The following is a 19067-nucleotide window of genomic DNA, read 5'->3' as shown; positions in this document are numbered from 1 at the left end:
TATTGGTCATAAAAGTTGCCTATAAAACTATATGTTTTATGTAGTTATATAGAACTATATAGGCAGAACGAAAATGAATATATGGCTCAATAAAATATTATCCACAATAGAAAATAATCCTAAATTAAGTAACTCTACTAAAGAAGAGTTCAAAAGATTCCTAATCTACAATTTCATTCATGAACAAGATGACGAGTAAATATAAAACTAAAGAACATGACTACGAGCAAGTAGTTTCATATTTAACTACTGATGATAAAAATAGACTTCGTAATTATTGTCATAGGGAGGGATTAACTATGACTGGTCTTATACGAAGAGAACTATTACAATTAATTACTAATGAAAATCAATGAATAATAACTATAAACATCCTGGGATGAAGAATGAGGGTGTTCAACCCTACGTAGGTACATTAGAAGCCGAACAAGAGTTGCACGCTTATGAATTAGAAAATTCTAGACCTGCTGTTGAAGCATTCCCTTCTACTCCTAATCACAATCTCAATCATTTGTCTCCTGATTTTCTAGAGTTTTCTGATACTCAAGAAACACAAATACAACGAGAACTATATGCAAGCCAAGAATGCCCTGTCTCTTCTACTTATACTAAGTTGTGTGATTTAAGAGATAAGCTTAATTCCCAACAGAATACTTTGAAGTCTCGACTTAAACAAGTTGGGGAGCAACTGAAACAAGTTAATCAACAGTTAAGTAAGTTTTCTTAGGCTGTAGAGGGGTAAAATTCCCCTCTATTTAGTTAATTAGAGTTCTGGTATATCAAAGCTATCTTTGGCTGCTAGGTAATGGTCACAAATCATCTTGGTACTTGTACCTGCCCAAGCTGCAACAGTAGCAGGATCATAACCTTGTCTTATCCAAGAAGTGATTGCTGAATGACGCAAGCAATAGGGCTTGAGATATCTATAAATCTTGTCATCATCAACTAGACCATTAATAACTCTTTTCCAATAACTACTACGCCAGCCTCCTTGATTGATGTATCCGCCTCCAACAGCAGGAAAGATTAAATCATGTTCGTTCTCAACTACTGGCATTGTTCTAAGTAATTCTCTTAATCGCTCGTTAGCTGACAGTAATCTGATTTCTCTAGTCTTAGTATGAGGTAACAGGATTTTATTGGAGTATGCTTTGTTGAACCTAACGTAAGTCTTGTCTTTCTTCCGCTTGATATCATCCCAAGTTAGAGCATGAGCTTCTTCTGGTCTTGCTCCAGTAATACATAAGAACTCAACTAAAGGAGCATAAAAAGAATGTAAGTAGCCTGACTTCTTGGATTTGTATTCATCAGAGTAGAAGGCAGCAATAATCGCTTCAATCTCAAACTTTTCAAAGCACTCTATTTTCTTCTTAGCTGTTTTAGGTAACTCTACATCTCGATATACATTACGAGTTAAGACACCCTGTTTAACAGCTTGTGATGCTGCGGGATAAAGACTGGCTCTGAAGATTCCAGCTAGAGAACTGGGTTTATATATAGAGAGTAAGTGATTGATGAACTCTGCTGCTTTCTCTGTCTTCAGTAATGATGAAGGGACTAGATTAATATACCTATCCATCTCATTCCAGCAATGCTTGATTGTGGTTGGTGCTACTCGATTCTTATTAGCTTCTTTGTATGACTCCCAAATGACTTTTAGATTGGGTTTCTTGCTGGATACTGAAATAGATTGAGTTTGTTTATATCCATAGCGTTGAAGAGTATCATCAAAATCTTCAAGCTGTATATCCCTCTCTATGAGATTCGCTACTCGTATTGTTTCTTGCCAACCTGTTTCAGTTGCTTTAGCAATTGTGATTTCAATTCTATTGTGTGCAGGGTAAGTAAATCTTAGTCTTAGGCTGTTCCCTCGTCTTAGAATATTGATTCTGCCTACCTTTCCTTTCCAATTATCTTGGTCTAAATACATATTGGGTCACTCCAATTGTGACCCATTTCTGACCCAATTATTTGGTTGTAAGCTACTATATGAGGTGTTGAGCTAACGAAAAACTAGGCGTTTGAGCATTTCTACTTAGCCTTCCAAGCTAAAGCTAGGGGTTCGATTCCCCTCATCCGCTTTTTGAGTTATATCAATAGTTTCCGCTATTCCACTTTGAAAGGAATTAAGGATTACTCCATATTACCCCCAAAATTTCTCCAAAAAGAAATAGTTGAATCATTGTCTTATAGAAACTTCACCAAACATTTTTCCTATTGTTCTCTGTATTAATCCTTGATGAATAAGCTGTAGGATAGTCTCCTGATCTGAATTACTCAGTTTTGCTTGTCGCGATCCTGTTTGATAAATAACTTATAATTATTGCTGTTATTAAAGTTGAAACTTATTACCAATAACCAAGAACTAACCACCAACATTCATTAATGATTCTTGCACTTTGTCTACAAATAATATGTGCAAATTCGCTACATTAATCTGACTATAATCTCGATTTGGTTCGGCTAATAGTAAAACCAATAAAGGAATATCAAATCTTTGTAGATTTTGTACTAATTTTTTTCTTTCTTCATCCCAATCAATCAAAATACAAATACAACCGCTTAACATAGATAATCTTTCCATTACCGCAGCAGTCAAATAATCAAAAGACTTATCTTGACAAGCTCGAACTCCCGCTAAAATTTCCAGCATTTGTTCGCTATCTCCTAAGCCTCTACCGCTAGTAAAACAATAAGATTCTAGACCCACAAACATTAAATCTAACAAGGATTCTTGGGTATAAAAATCACAAGCAAAGGAAGCAGCTACGGAAACCGCTTCTTCTAAAATTTCACTCTCACTTTGGAATTGAAAAGTATCTAAAATAAGAGCATGGCGGACAAAATATTCACTTTGTTCTTCTTTAATAACTGGTTTGTCGATCTTTGCCCAACTCTTCCAATGAATGTTCCGCAAAGGATCGCCTGGACGATAATCTCGCAAAGAGACAAACTCTTCAGAATCTCCTACCGAGGAAGCCAAACTAACCGTACCAGATTGGGACATTCTCGAACCAGGAAGGTTAATAACTGGTAGCTGATATCTGTGGGGTAATACTAATAAAGATTGGGGTAGATTAATAGTTCTAATCCCCCGATAAATATTAAAAGGATCGGAACGCAAAACGCTAATTCCCTTCAATCTGACTACTCCTCGATGAGTGGGATCAATTTCGCCTTTAACTACTGTTTCACCTTGGGGTTTGAGAGGAGGTAAAGAGATCGCTTTAGTTGTGGCTTTTCGTTCCCGTGCGATCGCTTTTAACCAATGAAAATAGATATTGATTAGGGAATTACGACCTGATTTTATACGCTCAAATTCTGCTAAACTAAGTTTACAATTGCCGATATCTTCGATAAACTGCAATCCTTGTTGTCTTTGTTTGGTTTTATTGGTGATAGTTATTTTATATGCCAGCTTTACTCCAACTGTGGCGAATCTTGGTAAATTGCGCTGTGCTTCAAAACGGAAGCGGAAAAAAAAGCTATAAAATAAAGCGATCGCTAAAACTGCTAATAAAAAAGTTAGAATTTGATAAGCCATTGTCTGCTTTGTATCTAAGCCGATGATGACAGTAGCAGCAAGACAAAGTAATAGCCCCAATCCCCCAGGAGTAAAAGATTTTAGCAACCACTGTTGTTTCTGATAACTCCAACAAAAAAGACGATACAGAACTTTCATTGAATCAACAAAATGAAAGCTCTATATTGGCACAATTTATGATTACTTTTTTAAGGTATGTTCTTTTTTAATATGTTCTTTTTGCTGTTGCCAAACGAGAAAGGACACTAGTAATCAATACCAGCAGCACTAAAATAAATGCAGCACCCCAAGCTAGGTCTTGCTGATTCTTAAAAGGAACAATTGCAAAATTGTAAACCAACACTGCCAAAGAAGCCGTAGGTTCGGCTAACATATTATCAAAATTAGGCCAGTATTGAGTAAATAGGGCGGTAAAGAGAAGGGGGGCGGTTTCTCCCGCAGCACGAGCAATAGAAAGAGTTACTCCAGTAATAATTGCGGGTAACGCAGCGGGTAAGACTACTTGTAAAATAGTTTGATATGGATTGGCGCCAATACCCACGGAGGCTTGACGTACGTCTTGAGGAACGAGTTTTAAAGATTCGTCGGTAGTGCGGACAATAATTGGCAACATCAAAATCGCTAAAGCAAATCCCCCAGCCCAAGCAGAATAAGTTTTAGTGGTCAAAACAACAGCACTATAAGCGAATACCCCGACAATAATCGAAGGTACGCCACTAAGCACATTGGTAGCAAAACGAATCAAATCCGCTGCTTTTCCTTCATTAAATTCTGAAAGATAAATTGCAGCCATAACACCAATAGGAACGCTAATTAATGCTCCTATTCCCACCATAATCACTGTACCTAAGATCGCATTACCAAATCCGCCACCTTCTACTAAAGGAGGAGGGGGTAATTCCGTAAACACAGAAGCAGAAAGAGAGCTAATCCCCTTGGTTAATAGATAAGTCAGAATAATAAATAGGGGGATAATTGCCATTAGGGTAAATAAACCTGCAATACCACTCATAATCAATCCAAATAAAGTCCGAGGGGAAGTTGGATTGCGTTTTAAATTGACGACATCAAAGTCTGATTCTTTTACTGTCTTGATACTCATTACTGTTAAATTTTTTATCCAATCGATAGATCTGGGAAATGTTTTAAATTTTTTGTAGTCTAGTCACTAGTAGCTGTGCCAAAACATTCACGACCAAGGTAATCGCAAATAAAATCAAAGCTGCATACATTAAAGCTGCTACTTGCAAACCACTAGCTTCGGCAAACTGATTAGCTAAAAGAGAAGAAACTGTATTAGAAGGGGCAAATACCGAAGTATCTACTTTGTTGGAGTTACCAATTAGCATTGTTACCGCCATTGTCTCCCCCAAAGCACGACCTAAAGCCAGCATAATTCCGCCGATAATGCCCGAAGATGCAGCAGGTAGAATAATCTGCAAAATTGCTTCCCAACGAGTTGCACCCAAACCTACCGCAGCCTGACGCATACCTTGGTCTACGTTGATAATGGCATCGCGACCAATGGCAGCAATAGTGGGCAAGATCATTACCGATAAAATGAGGGCAGCAGGTAACATTCCTGGGCCTCTCAGGGGGGTAAAACCCTTGAGAAAGGGAATTAAGACAAAAATACCCCACAAGCCGTAAACTACGCTAGGTACCGCTGCTAATAGCTCGACTAAGAAAACAATGATTCTTTGTACTGCGGGGGGTAAATAATCTTCGCTGAGAAAAATCGCTACTCCTATGCCAATGGGAACAGATATCGCCAAAGCAATCAAGGAACTAACCAAAGTACCGTAAATAGCTGGCCAAACTCCATACTGACTATTAACAGGATTCCAACTACTGGTAGAAAGAAAACCCAACCCAAATTTTTGAATAGCTGGCATGGCTTTTAATGCTACTTGAATGGTAATCCAAATCAAGATACCTGCGATCGCAAAGGCAAAAGCTTTTGCCATCCAATAAAAACTTTTGTCTAAAACTCTTTCAATATTAGGACGAGGTTCGATCCTCGGTTCATAGTTGTTATTCATATTTATATTTAATTACACCCACCTACTTATTTACCGTACTACGATTAAGTTTAGGTAAAGCCAACATCAGTTAATAAGTAATACAGGTTTTGAATTGATGGTTATTTTGTTGCTGCTTCGGCAATACCTTTTAAGGCGGTATGAACTTTATCTAAGACTTGATCACAACCTTGAATATTGTGTCGTTGTTTGAGATATTCAGGTTGATTGTATGCAATTTGAGTTTGTCGATCTTCGTCTTGATAAACTAAGATTTTCTGCGGTAAATCGATCGCTGTAGTAATCGAACAATTCATCAAAGGAGTACCGACTTGAGGATTGCCAAAAATCAATAATTCAGTGGGATTTAATTCTAAGTCTGCATTTTGAGCATTTTTACTATGGTCGATGCGAGCAAACAAAGTCAAACTTTTTTCGTCGATCATAGCTGACAAGCGATCGCTTGTTTCTTTTACACTATAAGGACTAGCTAGAGTCACCAATCCATTATCTTGGAGATTCATGCCATAAGAGGCGAGAGAAATTGCCAAAATTGGTAAAAAGAATTTGAGAGAACTATTCATATAGACTGATTTTTTGCAACATTGTAGAATTACCTTGGTATATTATCTAGCAAAATTACCCCAGTAAGAGATCGATCGTCAAAATCAATCCCTTACAGCAAATTCAAAGCGATCGTTTAAGATAATTTATACAAGAAACCGAGTAATTTCTTCGTCTTTTCGGTTAATAGAGTCCGACGATAAGTATCCGCAGCCTGTTTGATCGCATTTGCTTGGGTAGGATAGGGATGAATAACCGTAGAAATCTTGCTCAAACCCATTTTGCCAATCATAGCCGTAGTAATCTCGCTAATCATCTCTCCGCCATGACGGGCAACGATAGTCGCCCCCAAAATTTCATCCGATCCCCGCTTGTGTAAAATCTTCGCAAAGCCATCTGTTTCTCCATCTGCTAATGCCCGATCTACATCATCAAAATCAATCTTGATCGTATTGCAATCAATTCCTTGAGCTTGGGCTTCTTCCTCATACATACCTACGTGAGCAATTTCAGGATCGGTAAATGTTACCCAAGGCATAACCAAATCGCTGAGTTTAGATTTACCCAAGCCAAAAGGCGAAAATAGAGTATTTTTAATCACAATTCTGGCTGCTGCATCTGCTGCGTGGGTAAATTTCCAATCCATGCAGATATCCCCTGCTGCATATATTTTAGAATTACTAGTCTGAAGATTATCGTTAACTTTAATTCCTTTTCTGGGGTCGTATTCTACCCCGACAGCCTCTAAATTAAGACTCTCTACGTTAGGTTGTCTTCCCGCACCCGCTAAGATATGGTCTACTACCACCGATTCTTGTCCGCCGTTTCCTCTATAGCTAATTACTTTGCCTTCAGGACTTTCCTTGATATTCTGCAATTGGCAACTCAGCACCAAACGAATACCTTCGTTGAGAAAAGCCTGTTGAACCACTTCTGCTGCGTCAGAATCTTCTTTATTCAACAAATGCGAACCCTTATGAAATAAAATCACCTCACTACCCAAGCGATGAAAAGCCTGGGCTAATTCGCAGCCAATCGGCCCCCCACCAATGACAGCCAGTCTCTTCGGCAATTCTGTTAGAGAAAAAACAGTTTCATTAGTTAAGTAACCAACTTCTTCTATGCCTTCAATTCTTGGTTTTACTGCCCGCGCCCCAGAAGCAATCACCGCTTTTTTAAATTTGAGGCTTTGTCCATTGACGGTAATACTATCACCGCTATTGAAACTCGCCTCGCCAAAAAAAACATCAACCCCAGCTTTTTTAGCTGCCACAGCCGAGTCTACGGGACTGATTTTAGTTCTAACTTTACGCATCCTTGCCATCACCGCAGGAAAATCAACCCGAACATCTTCTGGTGGCTGCACTCCATAAGGAGAAGCTTTTTTCATATCTGCAACTACGCGAGAAGAACGAATCAGACATTTAGATGGAACACAACCCACATTCAGACAATCCCCCCCCATCAAATTCTTTTCAATCATGGCTACTTTTAAGCCAATTCCCAATCCTGCTGCCCCTTTCGCCGTAACTAGTCCTGCTGTCCCTGCCCCAATCACCACTAAATCGTAACAGTCGGCTGGTTGAGGATTTGCCCAATCTGGAGGATGAACATTAGCCAGTAATTCCTGGTTATATTCGTCCATTGGTGCAATGGTCACTGCATGGTCTTGATTGTTCATAATAAGAAGAGACAAGGTATGCCTTGTCCGTACAGTATTTAGTAATTATTTAAGCCTGTTGTTCTTCGCTAGTTTCGATAGATTCGTCTAGAGCTTTACGCGCGATTTTGGTTACGTAGAGAGTGACTGCTACTGTAGCAATAAAACCAATAATCCGAATTACCCATTGTGCCACAGGATTAGCATCAGCTTGAGTTTCTCCTCCGATAGTTGCAATACTACCCGCTAAAGAACCAATATAGACATACATAATTGTTCCAGGAATCATGCCCACCGAACCTAGAACATAATCTTTTAAAGATACTCCCGTAACCCCCAGACCATAATTAAGCAAATTAAAGGGAAATACAGGGGATAGACGAGTTAACAGGACAATTTTCAATCCTTCTTTACCTACAGCGCGATCGATCACGCTAAATTTTTGATTTCCTGCAATTTTTTTAGATATCCAACCCCGCGCTAAATAACGACCTACTAAAAAAGCTAAAGTCGCCCCAATAGTCGCCCCAAAGAAAACATAAATTGAACCCTGAACTACCCCAAATAGAACCCCCGCGCCCAAAGTAAGCACCGAACCAGGTAAAAATGCTACTGTGGCAATAATATAAATTACTATAAAAGCAATAGGTGCGATCGCGCCTAAATCCTCTACCCATTGCAAAGCATTTCTCAGGAATTGCTGAGGATTAAAACCAGAATTACCCGCAGCTTCTTGTGCCTGTACTGGTGCTGCCACCAAGGTTATACCTATCAGGATTAATATAGCTATCTTGAAGTATTTATTGATTCTCATGATTCTTGAGGATAGATATCGACTCTACTTTAACTCTATAATCCAAATTCTCAAGATTTACTGAAAATGACCTTAAAACTTTACTAGTTGATGATTAATTTATTTTTTGGTTTGATTGGCTGACTTGCAACCAGAATGTATCCACTGTAAGATGATTGTATGACAGAGTCATCTCCTGATTATAATGAGATATTTAATTTTTTGAAGTAACATAAAAATTCATAAACTTCAGTAAGATGTAATATCTTTTAATTATTTAACTAAAGCTTAATTTTTTATTTTAATCTGGTTGCAGATCCCAAATATATTCGTCATAGCTATCTATCTATTCTCGACTAATGAAGCAAACCAAAGTAGCATTGCTAACAGGAATTACTGGACAAGATGGTTCGTATTTAAGTGAATTTTTAATATCTCAAGGTTACGAAGTGCATGGAATTATTCGCAGAACTTCCACCTTTAATACCGATCGCATTGACCATATTTATGTTGATCCCCACGATGAAGATGCAAACTTGTTTTTGCATTATGGAGATCTAACTGATGGTACTACCCTAAGAAGAATTTTAGAAGAAGTCAAACCAGTTGAAATCTACAATTTAGGTTCGCAATCTCACGTGCGAGTTAGTTTCGACTCGCCAGAATATACAGTAGATTCTGTGGGAATGGGTACATTGCGCTTGCTCGAAGCAATTCGCGACTATCAACAAAGAACGGGGATTGAAGTCAGATTTTATCAAGCAGGTTCTTCAGAAATGTTTGGCAAGGTTCAACATGTTCCTCAAAGTGAAACTACTCCCTTCTATCCCCGCAGTCCTTATGCTTGCGCGAAGGTATACGCTCATTGGCAGACAATCAACTATCGCGAATCTTACGATCTGTTTGCTTGTAATGGTATTTTATTTAACCATGAATCTCCCCGTCGTGGAGAAACCTTTGTTACCAGAAAAATTACTAGAGCAGTTGCGAGGATAGTTGCCCAGACGCAACAAAAACTTTATTTGGGCAATTTGGATTCCAAAAGAGATTGGGGTTATGCCAAAGATTATGTTAGAGCCATGTGGTTAATGCTTCAACAAGATCGTCCCGATGATTATGTTGTTGCCACAGGAGAAACTCACTCCATCAAAGATTTTCTCGAACTGGCTTTTAATTACGTCAACCTCAATTGGCAAGATTATGTTGCTTTTGACGAGCGTTATTTACGCCCAGCAGAAGTCGATCTTTTGGTTGGCGATCCTGCCAAAGCTAATAATCACTTAGGTTGGCAACCGTCAATAGATTTTCCTGGTTTGGTTAAACTCATGATAGATGCGGATTTATCAGCTATTGGCTTGCCTACAACCGACGGAATCGAACCTAGCGAATTTAAGCAAGATGGCGACTTTCGAGTAATGAATCGGGGTCTAGTTGCTACGGTAGATTAGTTTTTTGCTGTTGTCGAGCAGAAATACTAGAGGGGGGAGTAGTAAAGAAGATAGAGAAACAAATTACTGTCGATACTTCGCTTTTGCTACTCCTCGATCGACAAAGCAATTTAATTCTTTACCAAAAAACAATTTTTAAAGCCCTCTAGAAATACGCCAATATTTTTGCACTAATTGATAGCGAAAAGTATAAGTACTGCCTGAGAGATTATCTTCTTGTATCAAATAATAATCCTTCATCAGCAGTCTCAAAACGCTTCTGGCAGTCTCCTTATCTTGAGTATGGGGTTCGCTTTTAAGATATTGCCATATCCTCTGAAATGGCGTGGGAGGATTGATAGAGAGGATATCTAAAATCTCTAAAGCATAGGGTTTTTGAATATCATTATAATAATTATCAATTCTTTCGCGATAATGCTCCATTTTCCAGAGATTCAAGGGATTTCGTAGAGATTCATCGACAATGTTCATAATAATCTCTTGATTTATTTCCCCCGAATAATCTTTTAGTTGATTGACTAGGTGATGGATATAAAAGGGAATGCAATCTACCGCCAAAGCAATTTCTGTCGCGGTTTCTTGGAAGTTAAAGATAGTTACATCTTCTCCCCGCAGTAAATTAATGGTCAATTGTATGGCATCTTCTTGAGCCAAAGGTTGACCGTCAACGGGATACATATCATTGGTAGGATCGTTACTGTATCCAGCCTTCTGAAGATTTTTAATAATATGGTGCAAACCAATTGAACCAGAAAATACCATGCGGATATCGGGATAAGTTTGACGGAGCGATCGCAAAATATCCAAAGTTTCCATAGCTGCTTCATCACTAAAATTCCCCAAGAGATGGGGTATTTCATCCCAAATAAACACAATTTGTTTACTTTGCAATGTTACTAAGTCTTCAATAGTCTTAGTTAATAAAGTCTTCCAGTGGGGTGCTGTTATTTCGGGAAACCGATATCCAGTAAAATGACTGCCAATTAATTCGCTGACAAATTCTCTAACTCTTTGGGCTTTTCCTGCTTCTCTAAGGTATGTTTCCGTATCCTGCCAAATAACTTCCACAAATTCAATTGGACTTCTTATTCCTTCCAAATCCCGATAAATAGGCAGCATATCCTCTGGTGCTTCGAGGGTCATTTTTTTGAGGGTACTGCTTTTACCAATTCTCCTCTCGCCACTAAAGATAAAACTTTGTTGCCGCAGTCTGTCCCAAAGCTGCTCGATGAGACGATCTCGACCAACAATTTCATCGGGAGATATTTGTCCTCCTGGGTTTGATTTGAAGTCATCCTGTTTAAATCTAAAACTTTCGATGCTATCGTTCCATTCTCTTTCTGGTTGAGAAGCACCGTTCCAGTCGAGATTTAACTCCTGACAAAGACGAATAAAAGTGTTGAGGGCAACGGGTTTACAGTTAATAAACTTAGAGACGGAAGAACGAGATATTTCTAAACGCTCGGCTATTGTACGTTGAGTTAATTGCTGAGTTGCTAAAGATTCCTCTACTTTTGGTATCCATTTGCTGTTTAACTGTAAAGAGCTACGTGCCATATTGTTTTAATTGTATTTGCTAGATAAAAGCAGAAATTAAGACTGTCTTAAATTATCATAAGCAATCATACTAAAACAAAAACAAAGAAAATTGTTGCTTTAAGATTTTCTTTGGGTTGAATTATAATTATTTAAAACTTTTAATAGGGACGTATATAGCGATACGCCCCCATTAGAGCAAGGAAAATCTATCAAAGCTTTATTTTTGGGAAGATGTTTTTAGTAAGCAAGAGTTTCTAGAGTTTCTTCTAGATAGCGTCGTACCTGTATGTCTAAATCAGCATTAGTATTTACTTCTCTTTCTTGTTGCCAGCTTTGAAAACCCGAACTTTTAGCGATCGCTTTCCTGAGACTAAACCAAATTGCCCGATCTTGTTCTCTGCCATCTTGGGTCGTGATAGTTGAATTTGTCATCTATAATATTATTTTCTTGTTTTGCTATATTTACAGTGTAACTCAACTGAAAAGATAGTCTGTAATAGCCACTACATAATTGTTGATTTGCTATCGAGTCTAGTTGAATTTAGATGGTTTCTTGAGAATCAGTTTCTGAAGCCAAAAACCAGAGTATTCTGTCTACTTTAATTCCAGCCAGAGTAAAGTCATGATAAATTTTATCTGTAGTATAAGGTGCAATCTTTACCAATTTAGATTCCTGGGTTAGCAAAACAAGTAAAACGCTCAAGGGTATCTGAAAGAATAAGTTGCTGGCAAAAAAGCTGGCTCCAGCAATTCCTAAGCCCAAAATACGCCATTGGGGTAAAAAATCAACTATTCCTGTGGTTAAGGGAGATAAACGGTAGAGCAACCACAATAATAAAGTCATCATAACTGCTGCGATCGCACTAAACAGTTTTTGTTTGAATGTTTTAAACAGTGACAAGATTACTTTTTGATTATCATCTAAACATTCTGGCTTAAGAGCCACAAACAAAACGCTAAAAATATCAAAAGGATGACTAACCTGCATCCAGAATACAGGAAGCACTCCAACAATTAGCAAGAATGATAATTCAACAATAACAGGATAACTCTTTCCAATGCTTAAAGCGATCGCGCTCGCCCCTACAAAAATAGGAAATAGGGCTACACCCATTAAATGAATCCACAAAAAAGGTTCTGAACGTATACTTTTGACATTTGACATCAATCATTAAACAGATATTTATAAATGTTAAACATCAAGTAGACAGTAGATATGAGTATATATTGCTCTATGTACTGTCTACTTAAATTTACTAACTAGTTGCTAAGGTACGACGCTTGAAGACCAGTTCGTAGGCTTCAATAATATCCCCTTCCTTCCAATCAGAGAATTTACTTGCACCGATACCACATTCAAAACCAGTATTGACTTCTTTCACGTCATCTTTCATCCGTTTGAGAGAATTCAAATCCCCCTCGTGAACTATTTTGTTACCGCGACGGACGCGAATCTTACAATTACGAACTATTTTGCCAGACAAGACATAACAACCCGCAACCGCACCGCGACCTACAGGGAACACTGCTCGAACTTCGACTTGACCTAGATCTTCTTGAACCTCTTCAGGATCTAATAGACCTTCCATCGCTCCTTGAATCTCATCCAGCAGCTTGTAGATAATGTTGTATTGACGAATATCAACACCTTCTCGATCTGCTGCTTGTCTTGCTCCTGATGCCAACGTAGTATTAAATCCAATAATTACTGCACCACTAGCTGCTGCCAAGTCTACATCTGTTTCAGTTACTTCTCCAGGAGAAGCAAGTAAAGTCCGAATTTGAACTTCGTTTTGAGGTAACTGTGCCAAAGAACCTAAAATAGCTTCTACAGACCCTTGAACGTCAGCCTTAATAATCAAATTAAGTTCCTTAAGCTCCCCTTCTTGTGCCTGAGCAGATATAGTACTCAAGCTGATACGACGAGATGATAGAGATTGCAATAAACGAGTATCGCGCTGTTCGATAGCTCTTTGGTCTGCAACGACCCTAGCTTCTCGTTCGCTAGGATAAATATCAAACTCATCTCCTGCTTCAGGAACGTCATTCAATCCTAAAATTTCCACCGCAAAAGAAGGAGTGGCTTCTTCTACTTTTTCTCCCATGTCATCAACCATGGCTCTTACTTTACCCAGGACAGAACCAGCAACAATGCTGTCTCCAACTCGTAAAGTACCATTCTGTACTAATAAAGTAGCAACAGGGCCTCTATTTCGATCTAGGTTAGCCTCGATTACCGTTCCTTTAGCAGGACGATTAGGATTGGCAGAAAGTTCTTCAACTTCGGCTACTAAAAGAATCATTTCTAGTAATTCATCTAGATTGTCTCCTTTGAGCGCGCTTACGTTAACCATTGTGGTGTCTCCACCCCAATCTTCAGGAACTAAACCTTGTTCGGTTAATTCTTGTTTAATTCTGTCAGGATTAGAGTCAGGCTTATCAACCTTATTAATTGCCACGATCAAAGGAACTTGCGCTGCTTTTGCATGGCTGATTGCTTCTTTAGTTTGAGGCTGTACTCCATCATCTGCAGCCACTACCAAAATAGCTATATCTGTCACTCTAGTTCCTCTAGCTCGCATAGCAGTAAAGGCTTCGTGACCAGGAGTATCTAGAAAAACAATCTGCTGTTGTTTTCCTGCGTGTTCTACATCTACGTGATATGCACCAATATGCTGAGTGATTCCTCCCGCTTCTCCTGATGCCACAGTACTTTTACGAATTGAATCTAGTAGGGTAGTTTTACCATGATCCACGTGACCCATAATCGTAACTACAGGAGGACGAAGCTGAAGATTTTCTAGGTCATCAGCATCAAGCATTTCAGTTTCTTTAACCGCTGCGGATGTTTCTTCTGGAGTTTCTACTATAACCTCTAGTTCTTCCGCCACCATCTTGGCTGTTTCTAAATCAAGAGTTTGAGTGATGTTGACGGGAATCCCTTTAAAGAAGAGACTTCTAATGATATCTGTTTCAGGAGTATTTAATCTTTGTGCCAAATCTCTGACAGTCAAATTATCCGTCAAAGTTATAAATTCTGGTAAAGTTGGAGCAACTTTACCTTTTGTCTGACGTTCTGTTTTTTGAGTCTTTTCCGTTTTAAAGGAAGGTTTTCTGGGTTTTTTATGACTGCTTGCAGCGGGTTGCTGTTGCTGCATTGACTGAGGTTTTGGAGGACGAGCCGTTGATAGACTAAATGCAGTATCAATCTGTACTGTAGTCGAATCTGCATCAAAATCATCATCATCATCCAATACTGGCTTGGGTGCGCGACGCTTCTTGGCTGCTTTTTTGGCTTTAGACAGTTTACCTTCGTCTTCTTCTTCGTTTTCCCATTCTTTGACTTTACGAGGAGGTGTAGGACGTTTTAAACGAGTAACTTTTTTGACTTCAGTTTTGCTGATCACATCATCAGTGTCAATCTCGTCATCAACTAAATCTTCTGTCTCGTTTTCATCTACTTCTTCTTTAGATATTTTGCCAACTTTTCCTACTACCTGAGCTTTTTGCGGTCTTTGGTTTAGCTTTGGTAGAGAAGGAATAACTTTTTTCTTTTTCTCAGTTTCGGTTTCTTCTCTTCCTTCCAATTTACTTGGAGACTGTTCTGAAGAACGTATTTTGGGCTTGATGGGGGCGGGAATAGAACTTTTCTTCGCTACACTCTTAGTTTTTTGAGGTCTAGAAGGTGGAGAAGACAACTTTGGAGGTTTAACCATCGCTGGTTTAGACATTTGTTCTGAAGCCTTCTGTTCTTTGGAAACAGTGGGAGTTACCTCACTTTCTGCCGCCGAAAATTCTGGCTTTTGAGTTGCTTTAGCTTGGATGGATGATTCTTCTTGAGATATTCTAGCTGCCGTTGATTTGGGACGACTAGGGGGAGAAACTAACTTGGGTGATGCTCCTAATGATGGTCTTTTGGGTTGAGTAGGAGCATTGGAGGTATCTGTTTTGTGGTGAATTGCCAAAATTTGTTGTTTGCGTTTTCCTGAAGCTTTGGGGGGTTGTAATTCTTGTTTAGGACTGTTTGCTTTCTCTGCACGAGGGGATTTAGCAGCTACGGCTTTAACTCTTTCTGCTTGAGATGCGGTAACTGTACTGCTATGACTTTTGACTGCAATATTTAACTGCTCGCAAATCTCCTTGATATCTTTGTTCTCCAAATTTAATTCTTTTGATAGTTCGTATATTCTTACTTTGCCGTTGTTCATCCACTATTCCCCTCAATTAATTGTTTGTGTTTATACGGTCATTGGTTTGCTCGTGTAGTTTTTCATCTTCTTAAGATTACTGGTAAAACTTTTATGACTCTATCAGATAAGATCTAGATTGAAAAATAGAACAATATTTATAAGTGTGCAATTATCATTCATAACCATTACCTCTTACATCTTTATTTTAGAGAAAAATACAAAATTATCTATCTTATCTTAAGCTTTCAGTACTAATAATATAATTTTTGTTGTTTGACCTTAACATTATCCCCTCAAACGTTCTTGTAAATCTTGATAAATATGTTCGGGAACTTTGGTTCTAAGAGAACTACTTAGGCGGTTTTTCGTCTTCGCTTGAGTCAAGCAATTAATATCGGGACAAATATAAGCAGAACGCCCCATTCCTCTGTCTATTTCTATTTGATGGTTTAATGCTATGCGAACCACTCGCCAAAATGACTGCTTGGGTCTGTTACGACGACAACTAACGCATCGACGATAGTTTTTTTGCTTCATCTTGATATCTATAACCTACACTTAGTTTCTAGATTGAGGAGACTTAACTCGATCTAAAACAGGGATTTTAAACAAAAGTTTGCTCGATCGCTTGTTTTAAGTCTAATTACCTGAATCCAAGAATTAAGATCTCGCCGTTTGCCAATCTCCTCAATTACTGTTTTATTCTATTGTGGGATAGAGACTTTCTTGTTCGTCTGAAAGTTCTGTTGGTGTTTGCGATTCTAATTCGTTCTCAACAGTTGGTGTTTCGGTTACTAGATTGTCCGTTTCTTCTTCTTCTATTTCCTCTTCTTCTTCTATTTCCTCTTCTTCTTCTATTTCCTCTTCTTCTGCTACTTTCAAGGCAGCTTTTGCTTCTGCTTGGGCTGCCCATTTTGCCATTTCAGCTTCTTCGTCAAATAAATTGCTATCCTTAATATCAATTTTCCATCCTGTCAAACGAGCTGCTAGACGGACGTTTTGTCCTTCTTTGCCAATGGCTAAACTTAGCTGATCGTCTGCAACTAAGACTAAGGACTGTTTTTCTTCTACATCAGCTAAAACTACGCGATCTACCCTTGCTGGGCTGAGAGAATTAGCAATGTAGGTTGCAGGATCTGGCGACCAACGAATGACATCGATTTTTTCCCCCCTCAATTCATTTACCACTGCTTGAATTCGCGAACCTCTAGCACCAATACAAGCCCCTACGGGATCTACATCTCGTTCCAAAGTATCTACTGCTATTTTAGTACGAACTCCGACATGACGGGATGGAGGATGAGCTTCTCTCGCTACTGCTACAATGCGGACTATTTCTTCTTCTATTTCAGGAACTTCGTTACTGAATAATTCTACGACCAATCCAGCAGTAGCCCTAGAAACCATTAGTTGAGGACCGCGATGGGGAGTGTCTCTAACTTTTTTCAAGTAGACTTTGAAAGTAGTATTAGAGCGATAGGTGTCGTTGGGTAATTGTTCTCGTTTGGGCAATTCTGCTTCCACTTCTGGCTGTCCCAAACCACTAGTAACTGCCACAATGGCAGACTGTCTTTCAAACCGAACGACCCTTGCTTGTAAAACTGTATCTTCTAGATCGTTAAATTCTTCTTGAATTAGTTTTCTTTGTTGATCCCGTAGTTTTTGCAACAATACTTGCTTGGTTTGGATTGCTGCCATTCGACCGAAATCTTTTTGCTCGGGAGTTACATCGACTATTACAGAATCTCCTACTTCAATTTCTAAATCTTCCACTTGTTCTTGTACTTCGCTCAAAGAAATATGATGGTCGCGATCTTCGATTTGATCTTTACTCACATCAACAATAACTTTGGTAGTTAGAATTTGAAATCCTTCTTCTTCTGTGTCTAATTGAACGTTAAAATTCTCAAAATATTCTTCGCTGAATTCCTCATTGCGGGATTTGGAACGGCGAAATTTTTCATAGCCTTTGACTAAAGCCTCTCTAAGAGCTTCTTCCACAGCAGTCCCTGGAAGGTTGTATCTTTGGCTAATTTCTTCGATGGTTGCCTTTAGACCAGGCAAACTTACTAGAGTCATACTACGCTCCTAAGATTAAAATTTAAGCTATGGTTAATGGGGGTAATTAAGTTTAAGTACCTGTCATCGTTAATGTTGAACGCATTCCTCTGACACTGAAGTAGAGTTATTCATCTTCAAGCTGTACTTTTGCCACGAGTTCTCGCGGTATAGCGATCGCTTTTCCTTTTTGATTGATATGAATTGCTGTTTCGTCTCGCTGTTGCAGTCGCCCTTGCCATTCTTTTTTATTTTTGTAAGGAGCAAAAGTCTTAATTCTTACGGCAAAGCCTTTAAAGGCGGTAAATTCTCTATCGCTAGTCAGTATACGAGAAATACCAGGACTGGAAATTTCTAAGACATAAGCGGTAGGAATAATTTCAGCTAAGTCTAACTCTTCTTCGAGAATCCTACTCATTTGTTCGCAGTTTTCTAGACTGGTATCTCCACCAGGATTCCGCACGTCTATTCTCAGAATTGGCGGTGTTTTATTGGTTTGAAACACTGCATCAACTAATTCTAGATTTAAGTCTTCGGCTAAAGGAGATGCCAGTTCGATAATTTGGGTCACAATGGGATGAGTCATGTTGGTAAAAGTTACTTTGTACCAACTCAACTAAGTTCAGTTAGCACGCTAAAGGCATTTTTTTATTTAGACAACAAAAAAAGCGGGCGTTTCCCACTTCCATGCTTCTTTATATTTCTGTAGGCAGAAAGGCTTTGACTACTTTTGTGACCTTCCTTCAATATATGATACCAATAAATTATAAATTGCGACAATAATTAAAACTTGCTGCTCTCTCAATACTTCTCGGTTAAGCCCAAAATAGTATAAAGTAACTAAGATTAACCATTATCAAATTAAGGTATTTAAAGTTGCAGCTCAAAGAATTTTCTTTGATTAATCCCAAGTTAGAAGCTTCATCAGTATTTCAAGCGATAGAAACAGTCATTCAACCATCGATGATTGAAGAAGCTTTAGAGAAAACCAGGAGTTTTGAATCACGTCAAAGAAAGCTCACATCAAGTTTGGTAGTATGTTTAGTGATTGCGATGAGCTATTGGTCATCAGATTCAATGACAACAGTTCTCAAAAATTTAGTTAACGGATTAACAGCAATTCTCATTTTGAAGAGAAAAAAGAAGTTGTTCTATGCTTAAACTAGAGAACAAAACTGAAAAGTTTTGATTGTAGCTAGGGTGTTGATTTTGAGGTTGATTAACAGATAAAATGTCATATGAGTTCTCTG

16 protein-coding genes and 1 pseudogene are annotated in these 19067 nt (G+C 38.6%); 3 read left to right on the top strand and 14 right to left on the bottom strand.

Translation table 11 applies throughout. The features are described from left to right. Nucleotides 1-352 precede the first annotated feature (352 nt). Complete coding sequence (locus tag I4641_RS12535) at nt 353-727, top strand: hypothetical protein (RefSeq protein WP_229640871.1); 375 nt, start codon at nt 353-355, stop codon at nt 725-727. 36 nt (nt 728-763) lie between these two features. On the opposite strand, the gene I4641_RS12530 is transcribed toward I4641_RS12535, so the two are convergent. The 7 genes from I4641_RS12530 to I4641_RS12500 form a co-directional block, all read right to left on the bottom strand. After that, nucleotides 764-1930 carry a tyrosine-type recombinase/integrase gene (locus tag I4641_RS12530; RefSeq protein ID WP_229640870.1) on the bottom strand — a complete coding sequence of 389 codons (1167 nt, stop codon included), beginning with the start codon at nt 1928-1930 and terminating at the stop codon, nt 764-766. A gap of 435 nt (nt 1931-2365) precedes the next feature. Next, nucleotides 2366-3682: a DUF58 domain-containing protein gene (locus tag I4641_RS12525; RefSeq protein ID WP_229640869.1), complete on the bottom strand. Its 1317-nt coding sequence runs from the start codon at nt 3680-3682 to the stop codon at nt 2366-2368. A gap of 67 nt (nt 3683-3749) precedes the next feature. After that, entirely contained in the window at nt 3750-4646 is an 897-nt protein-coding gene (gene pstA / locus I4641_RS12520; RefSeq protein ID WP_229640868.1) for a phosphate ABC transporter permease PstA, read from the bottom strand. Between the two features lie 43 nt (nt 4647-4689). Then, nucleotides 4690-5586 (bottom strand): phosphate ABC transporter permease subunit PstC, encoded by an 897-nt coding sequence (pstC, locus tag I4641_RS12515; protein WP_229640867.1) that lies wholly within the window; start codon nt 5584-5586, stop codon nt 4690-4692. A 101-nt stretch (nt 5587-5687) separates the two neighbouring features. After that, nucleotides 5688-6149, bottom strand: a complete 462-nt coding sequence (locus tag I4641_RS12510) for a DUF302 domain-containing protein (protein ID WP_229640866.1) — start codon at nt 6147-6149, stop codon at nt 5688-5690. 116 nt (nt 6150-6265) lie between these two features. Then, entirely contained in the window at nt 6266-7810 is a 1545-nt protein-coding gene (locus tag I4641_RS12505) for a mercuric reductase (protein ID WP_229640865.1), read from the bottom strand. A 49-nt stretch (nt 7811-7859) separates the two neighbouring features. After that, nucleotides 7860-8603, bottom strand: a complete 744-nt coding sequence (locus I4641_RS12500; protein WP_229640864.1) for a TVP38/TMEM64 family protein — start codon at nt 8601-8603, stop codon at nt 7860-7862. Nucleotides 8604-8941: 338 nt separating this feature from the next. Between I4641_RS12500 and gmd the strand changes: the two genes are divergently transcribed. Then, nucleotides 8942-10030 carry a GDP-mannose 4,6-dehydratase gene (gene gmd / locus I4641_RS12495; protein WP_229640863.1) on the top strand — a complete coding sequence of 363 codons (1089 nt, stop codon included), beginning with the start codon at nt 8942-8944 and terminating at the stop codon, nt 10028-10030. A gap of 135 nt (nt 10031-10165) precedes the next feature. On the opposite strand, the gene I4641_RS12490 is transcribed toward gmd, so the two are convergent. The 7 genes from I4641_RS12490 to rimP form a co-directional block, all read right to left on the bottom strand. Further along, the gene (locus tag I4641_RS12490) at nt 10166-11587 is read right to left on the bottom strand and encodes a helix-turn-helix domain-containing protein (RefSeq protein ID WP_229640862.1); all 1422 of its coding nucleotides are present in this window, start codon (nt 11585-11587) and stop codon (nt 10166-10168) included. Between the two features lie 219 nt (nt 11588-11806). Continuing rightward, nucleotides 11807-12001 (bottom strand): hypothetical protein, encoded by a 195-nt coding sequence (locus I4641_RS12485; RefSeq protein WP_229640861.1) that lies wholly within the window; start codon nt 11999-12001, stop codon nt 11807-11809. 109 nt (nt 12002-12110) lie between these two features. Continuing rightward, nucleotides 12111-12734 carry a low-complexity tail membrane protein gene (locus tag I4641_RS12480; RefSeq protein WP_229640860.1) on the bottom strand — a complete coding sequence of 208 codons (624 nt, stop codon included), beginning with the start codon at nt 12732-12734 and terminating at the stop codon, nt 12111-12113. Between the two features lie 91 nt (nt 12735-12825). After that, the gene (gene infB, locus I4641_RS12475; protein WP_229640859.1) at nt 12826-15777 is read right to left on the bottom strand and encodes a translation initiation factor IF-2; all 2952 of its coding nucleotides are present in this window, start codon (nt 15775-15777) and stop codon (nt 12826-12828) included. A 267-nt stretch (nt 15778-16044) separates the two neighbouring features. Then, nucleotides 16045-16296 carry a YlxR family protein gene (locus I4641_RS12470; protein ID WP_229640858.1) on the bottom strand — a complete coding sequence of 84 codons (252 nt, stop codon included), beginning with the start codon at nt 16294-16296 and terminating at the stop codon, nt 16045-16047. Nucleotides 16297-16458: 162 nt separating this feature from the next. Continuing rightward, nucleotides 16459-17838, bottom strand: coding sequence for a transcription termination factor NusA (gene nusA, locus I4641_RS12465; RefSeq protein ID WP_229640857.1), 1380 nt, complete (start codon nt 17836-17838; stop codon nt 16459-16461). A gap of 106 nt (nt 17839-17944) precedes the next feature. Then, complete coding sequence (gene rimP / locus I4641_RS12460) at nt 17945-18403, bottom strand: ribosome maturation factor RimP (RefSeq protein ID WP_229640856.1); 459 nt, start codon at nt 18401-18403, stop codon at nt 17945-17947. A gap of 290 nt (nt 18404-18693) precedes the next feature. Between rimP and I4641_RS12455 the strand changes: the two are divergent. After that, nucleotides 18694-18933 (top strand): annotated as a pseudogene (locus I4641_RS12455) (transposase domain-containing protein); the annotation flags it as partial. Nucleotides 18934-19067 lie beyond the last annotated feature (134 nt).

The sequence above is a fragment of the Waterburya agarophytonicola KI4 genome (assembly GCF_020640915.1).
GTDB lineage: Bacteria > Cyanobacteriota > Cyanobacteriia > Cyanobacteriales > Xenococcaceae > Waterburya > Waterburya agarophytonicola.
The sequence above is the reverse complement of the archived record's forward strand: the minus strand, read 5'-3'. Positions and strand labels throughout refer to the sequence as shown.

Excerpts from the sequence above, each read along its gene's own strand:
- I4641_RS12535 (WP_229640871.1), top strand. The coding sequence starts at position 353 with ATGAATAATAACTATAAACATCCTGGGATGAAGAATGAGGGTGTTCAA.
- I4641_RS12530 (WP_229640870.1), bottom strand. The coding sequence starts at position 1,930 with ATGTATTTAGACCAAGATAATTGGAAAGGAAAGGTAGGCAGAATCAAT.
- I4641_RS12525 (WP_229640869.1), bottom strand. The coding sequence starts at position 3,682 with ATGAAAGTTCTGTATCGTCTTTTTTGTTGGAGTTATCAGAAACAACAG.
- pstA (WP_229640868.1), bottom strand. The coding sequence starts at position 4,646 with ATGAGTATCAAGACAGTAAAAGAATCAGACTTTGATGTCGTCAATTTA.
- pstC (WP_229640867.1), bottom strand. The coding sequence starts at position 5,586 with ATGAATAACAACTATGAACCGAGGATCGAACCTCGTCCTAATATTGAA.
- I4641_RS12510 (WP_229640866.1), bottom strand. The coding sequence starts at position 6,149 with ATGAATAGTTCTCTCAAATTCTTTTTACCAATTTTGGCAATTTCTCTC.
- I4641_RS12505 (WP_229640865.1), bottom strand. The coding sequence starts at position 7,810 with ATGAACAATCAAGACCATGCAGTGACCATTGCACCAATGGACGAATAT.
- I4641_RS12500 (WP_229640864.1), bottom strand. The coding sequence starts at position 8,603 with ATGAGAATCAATAAATACTTCAAGATAGCTATATTAATCCTGATAGGT.
- gmd (WP_229640863.1), top strand. The coding sequence starts at position 8,942 with ATGAAGCAAACCAAAGTAGCATTGCTAACAGGAATTACTGGACAAGAT.
- I4641_RS12490 (WP_229640862.1), bottom strand. The coding sequence starts at position 11,587 with ATGGCACGTAGCTCTTTACAGTTAAACAGCAAATGGATACCAAAAGTA.
- I4641_RS12485 (WP_229640861.1), bottom strand. The coding sequence starts at position 12,001 with ATGACAAATTCAACTATCACGACCCAAGATGGCAGAGAACAAGATCGG.
- I4641_RS12480 (WP_229640860.1), bottom strand. The coding sequence starts at position 12,734 with ATGTCAAATGTCAAAAGTATACGTTCAGAACCTTTTTTGTGGATTCAT.
- infB (WP_229640859.1), bottom strand. The coding sequence starts at position 15,777 with ATGAACAACGGCAAAGTAAGAATATACGAACTATCAAAAGAATTAAAT.
- I4641_RS12470 (WP_229640858.1), bottom strand. The coding sequence starts at position 16,296 with ATGAAGCAAAAAAACTATCGTCGATGCGTTAGTTGTCGTCGTAACAGA.
- nusA (WP_229640857.1), bottom strand. The coding sequence starts at position 17,838 with ATGACTCTAGTAAGTTTGCCTGGTCTAAAGGCAACCATCGAAGAAATT.
- rimP (WP_229640856.1), bottom strand. The coding sequence starts at position 18,403 with ATGACTCATCCCATTGTGACCCAAATTATCGAACTGGCATCTCCTTTA.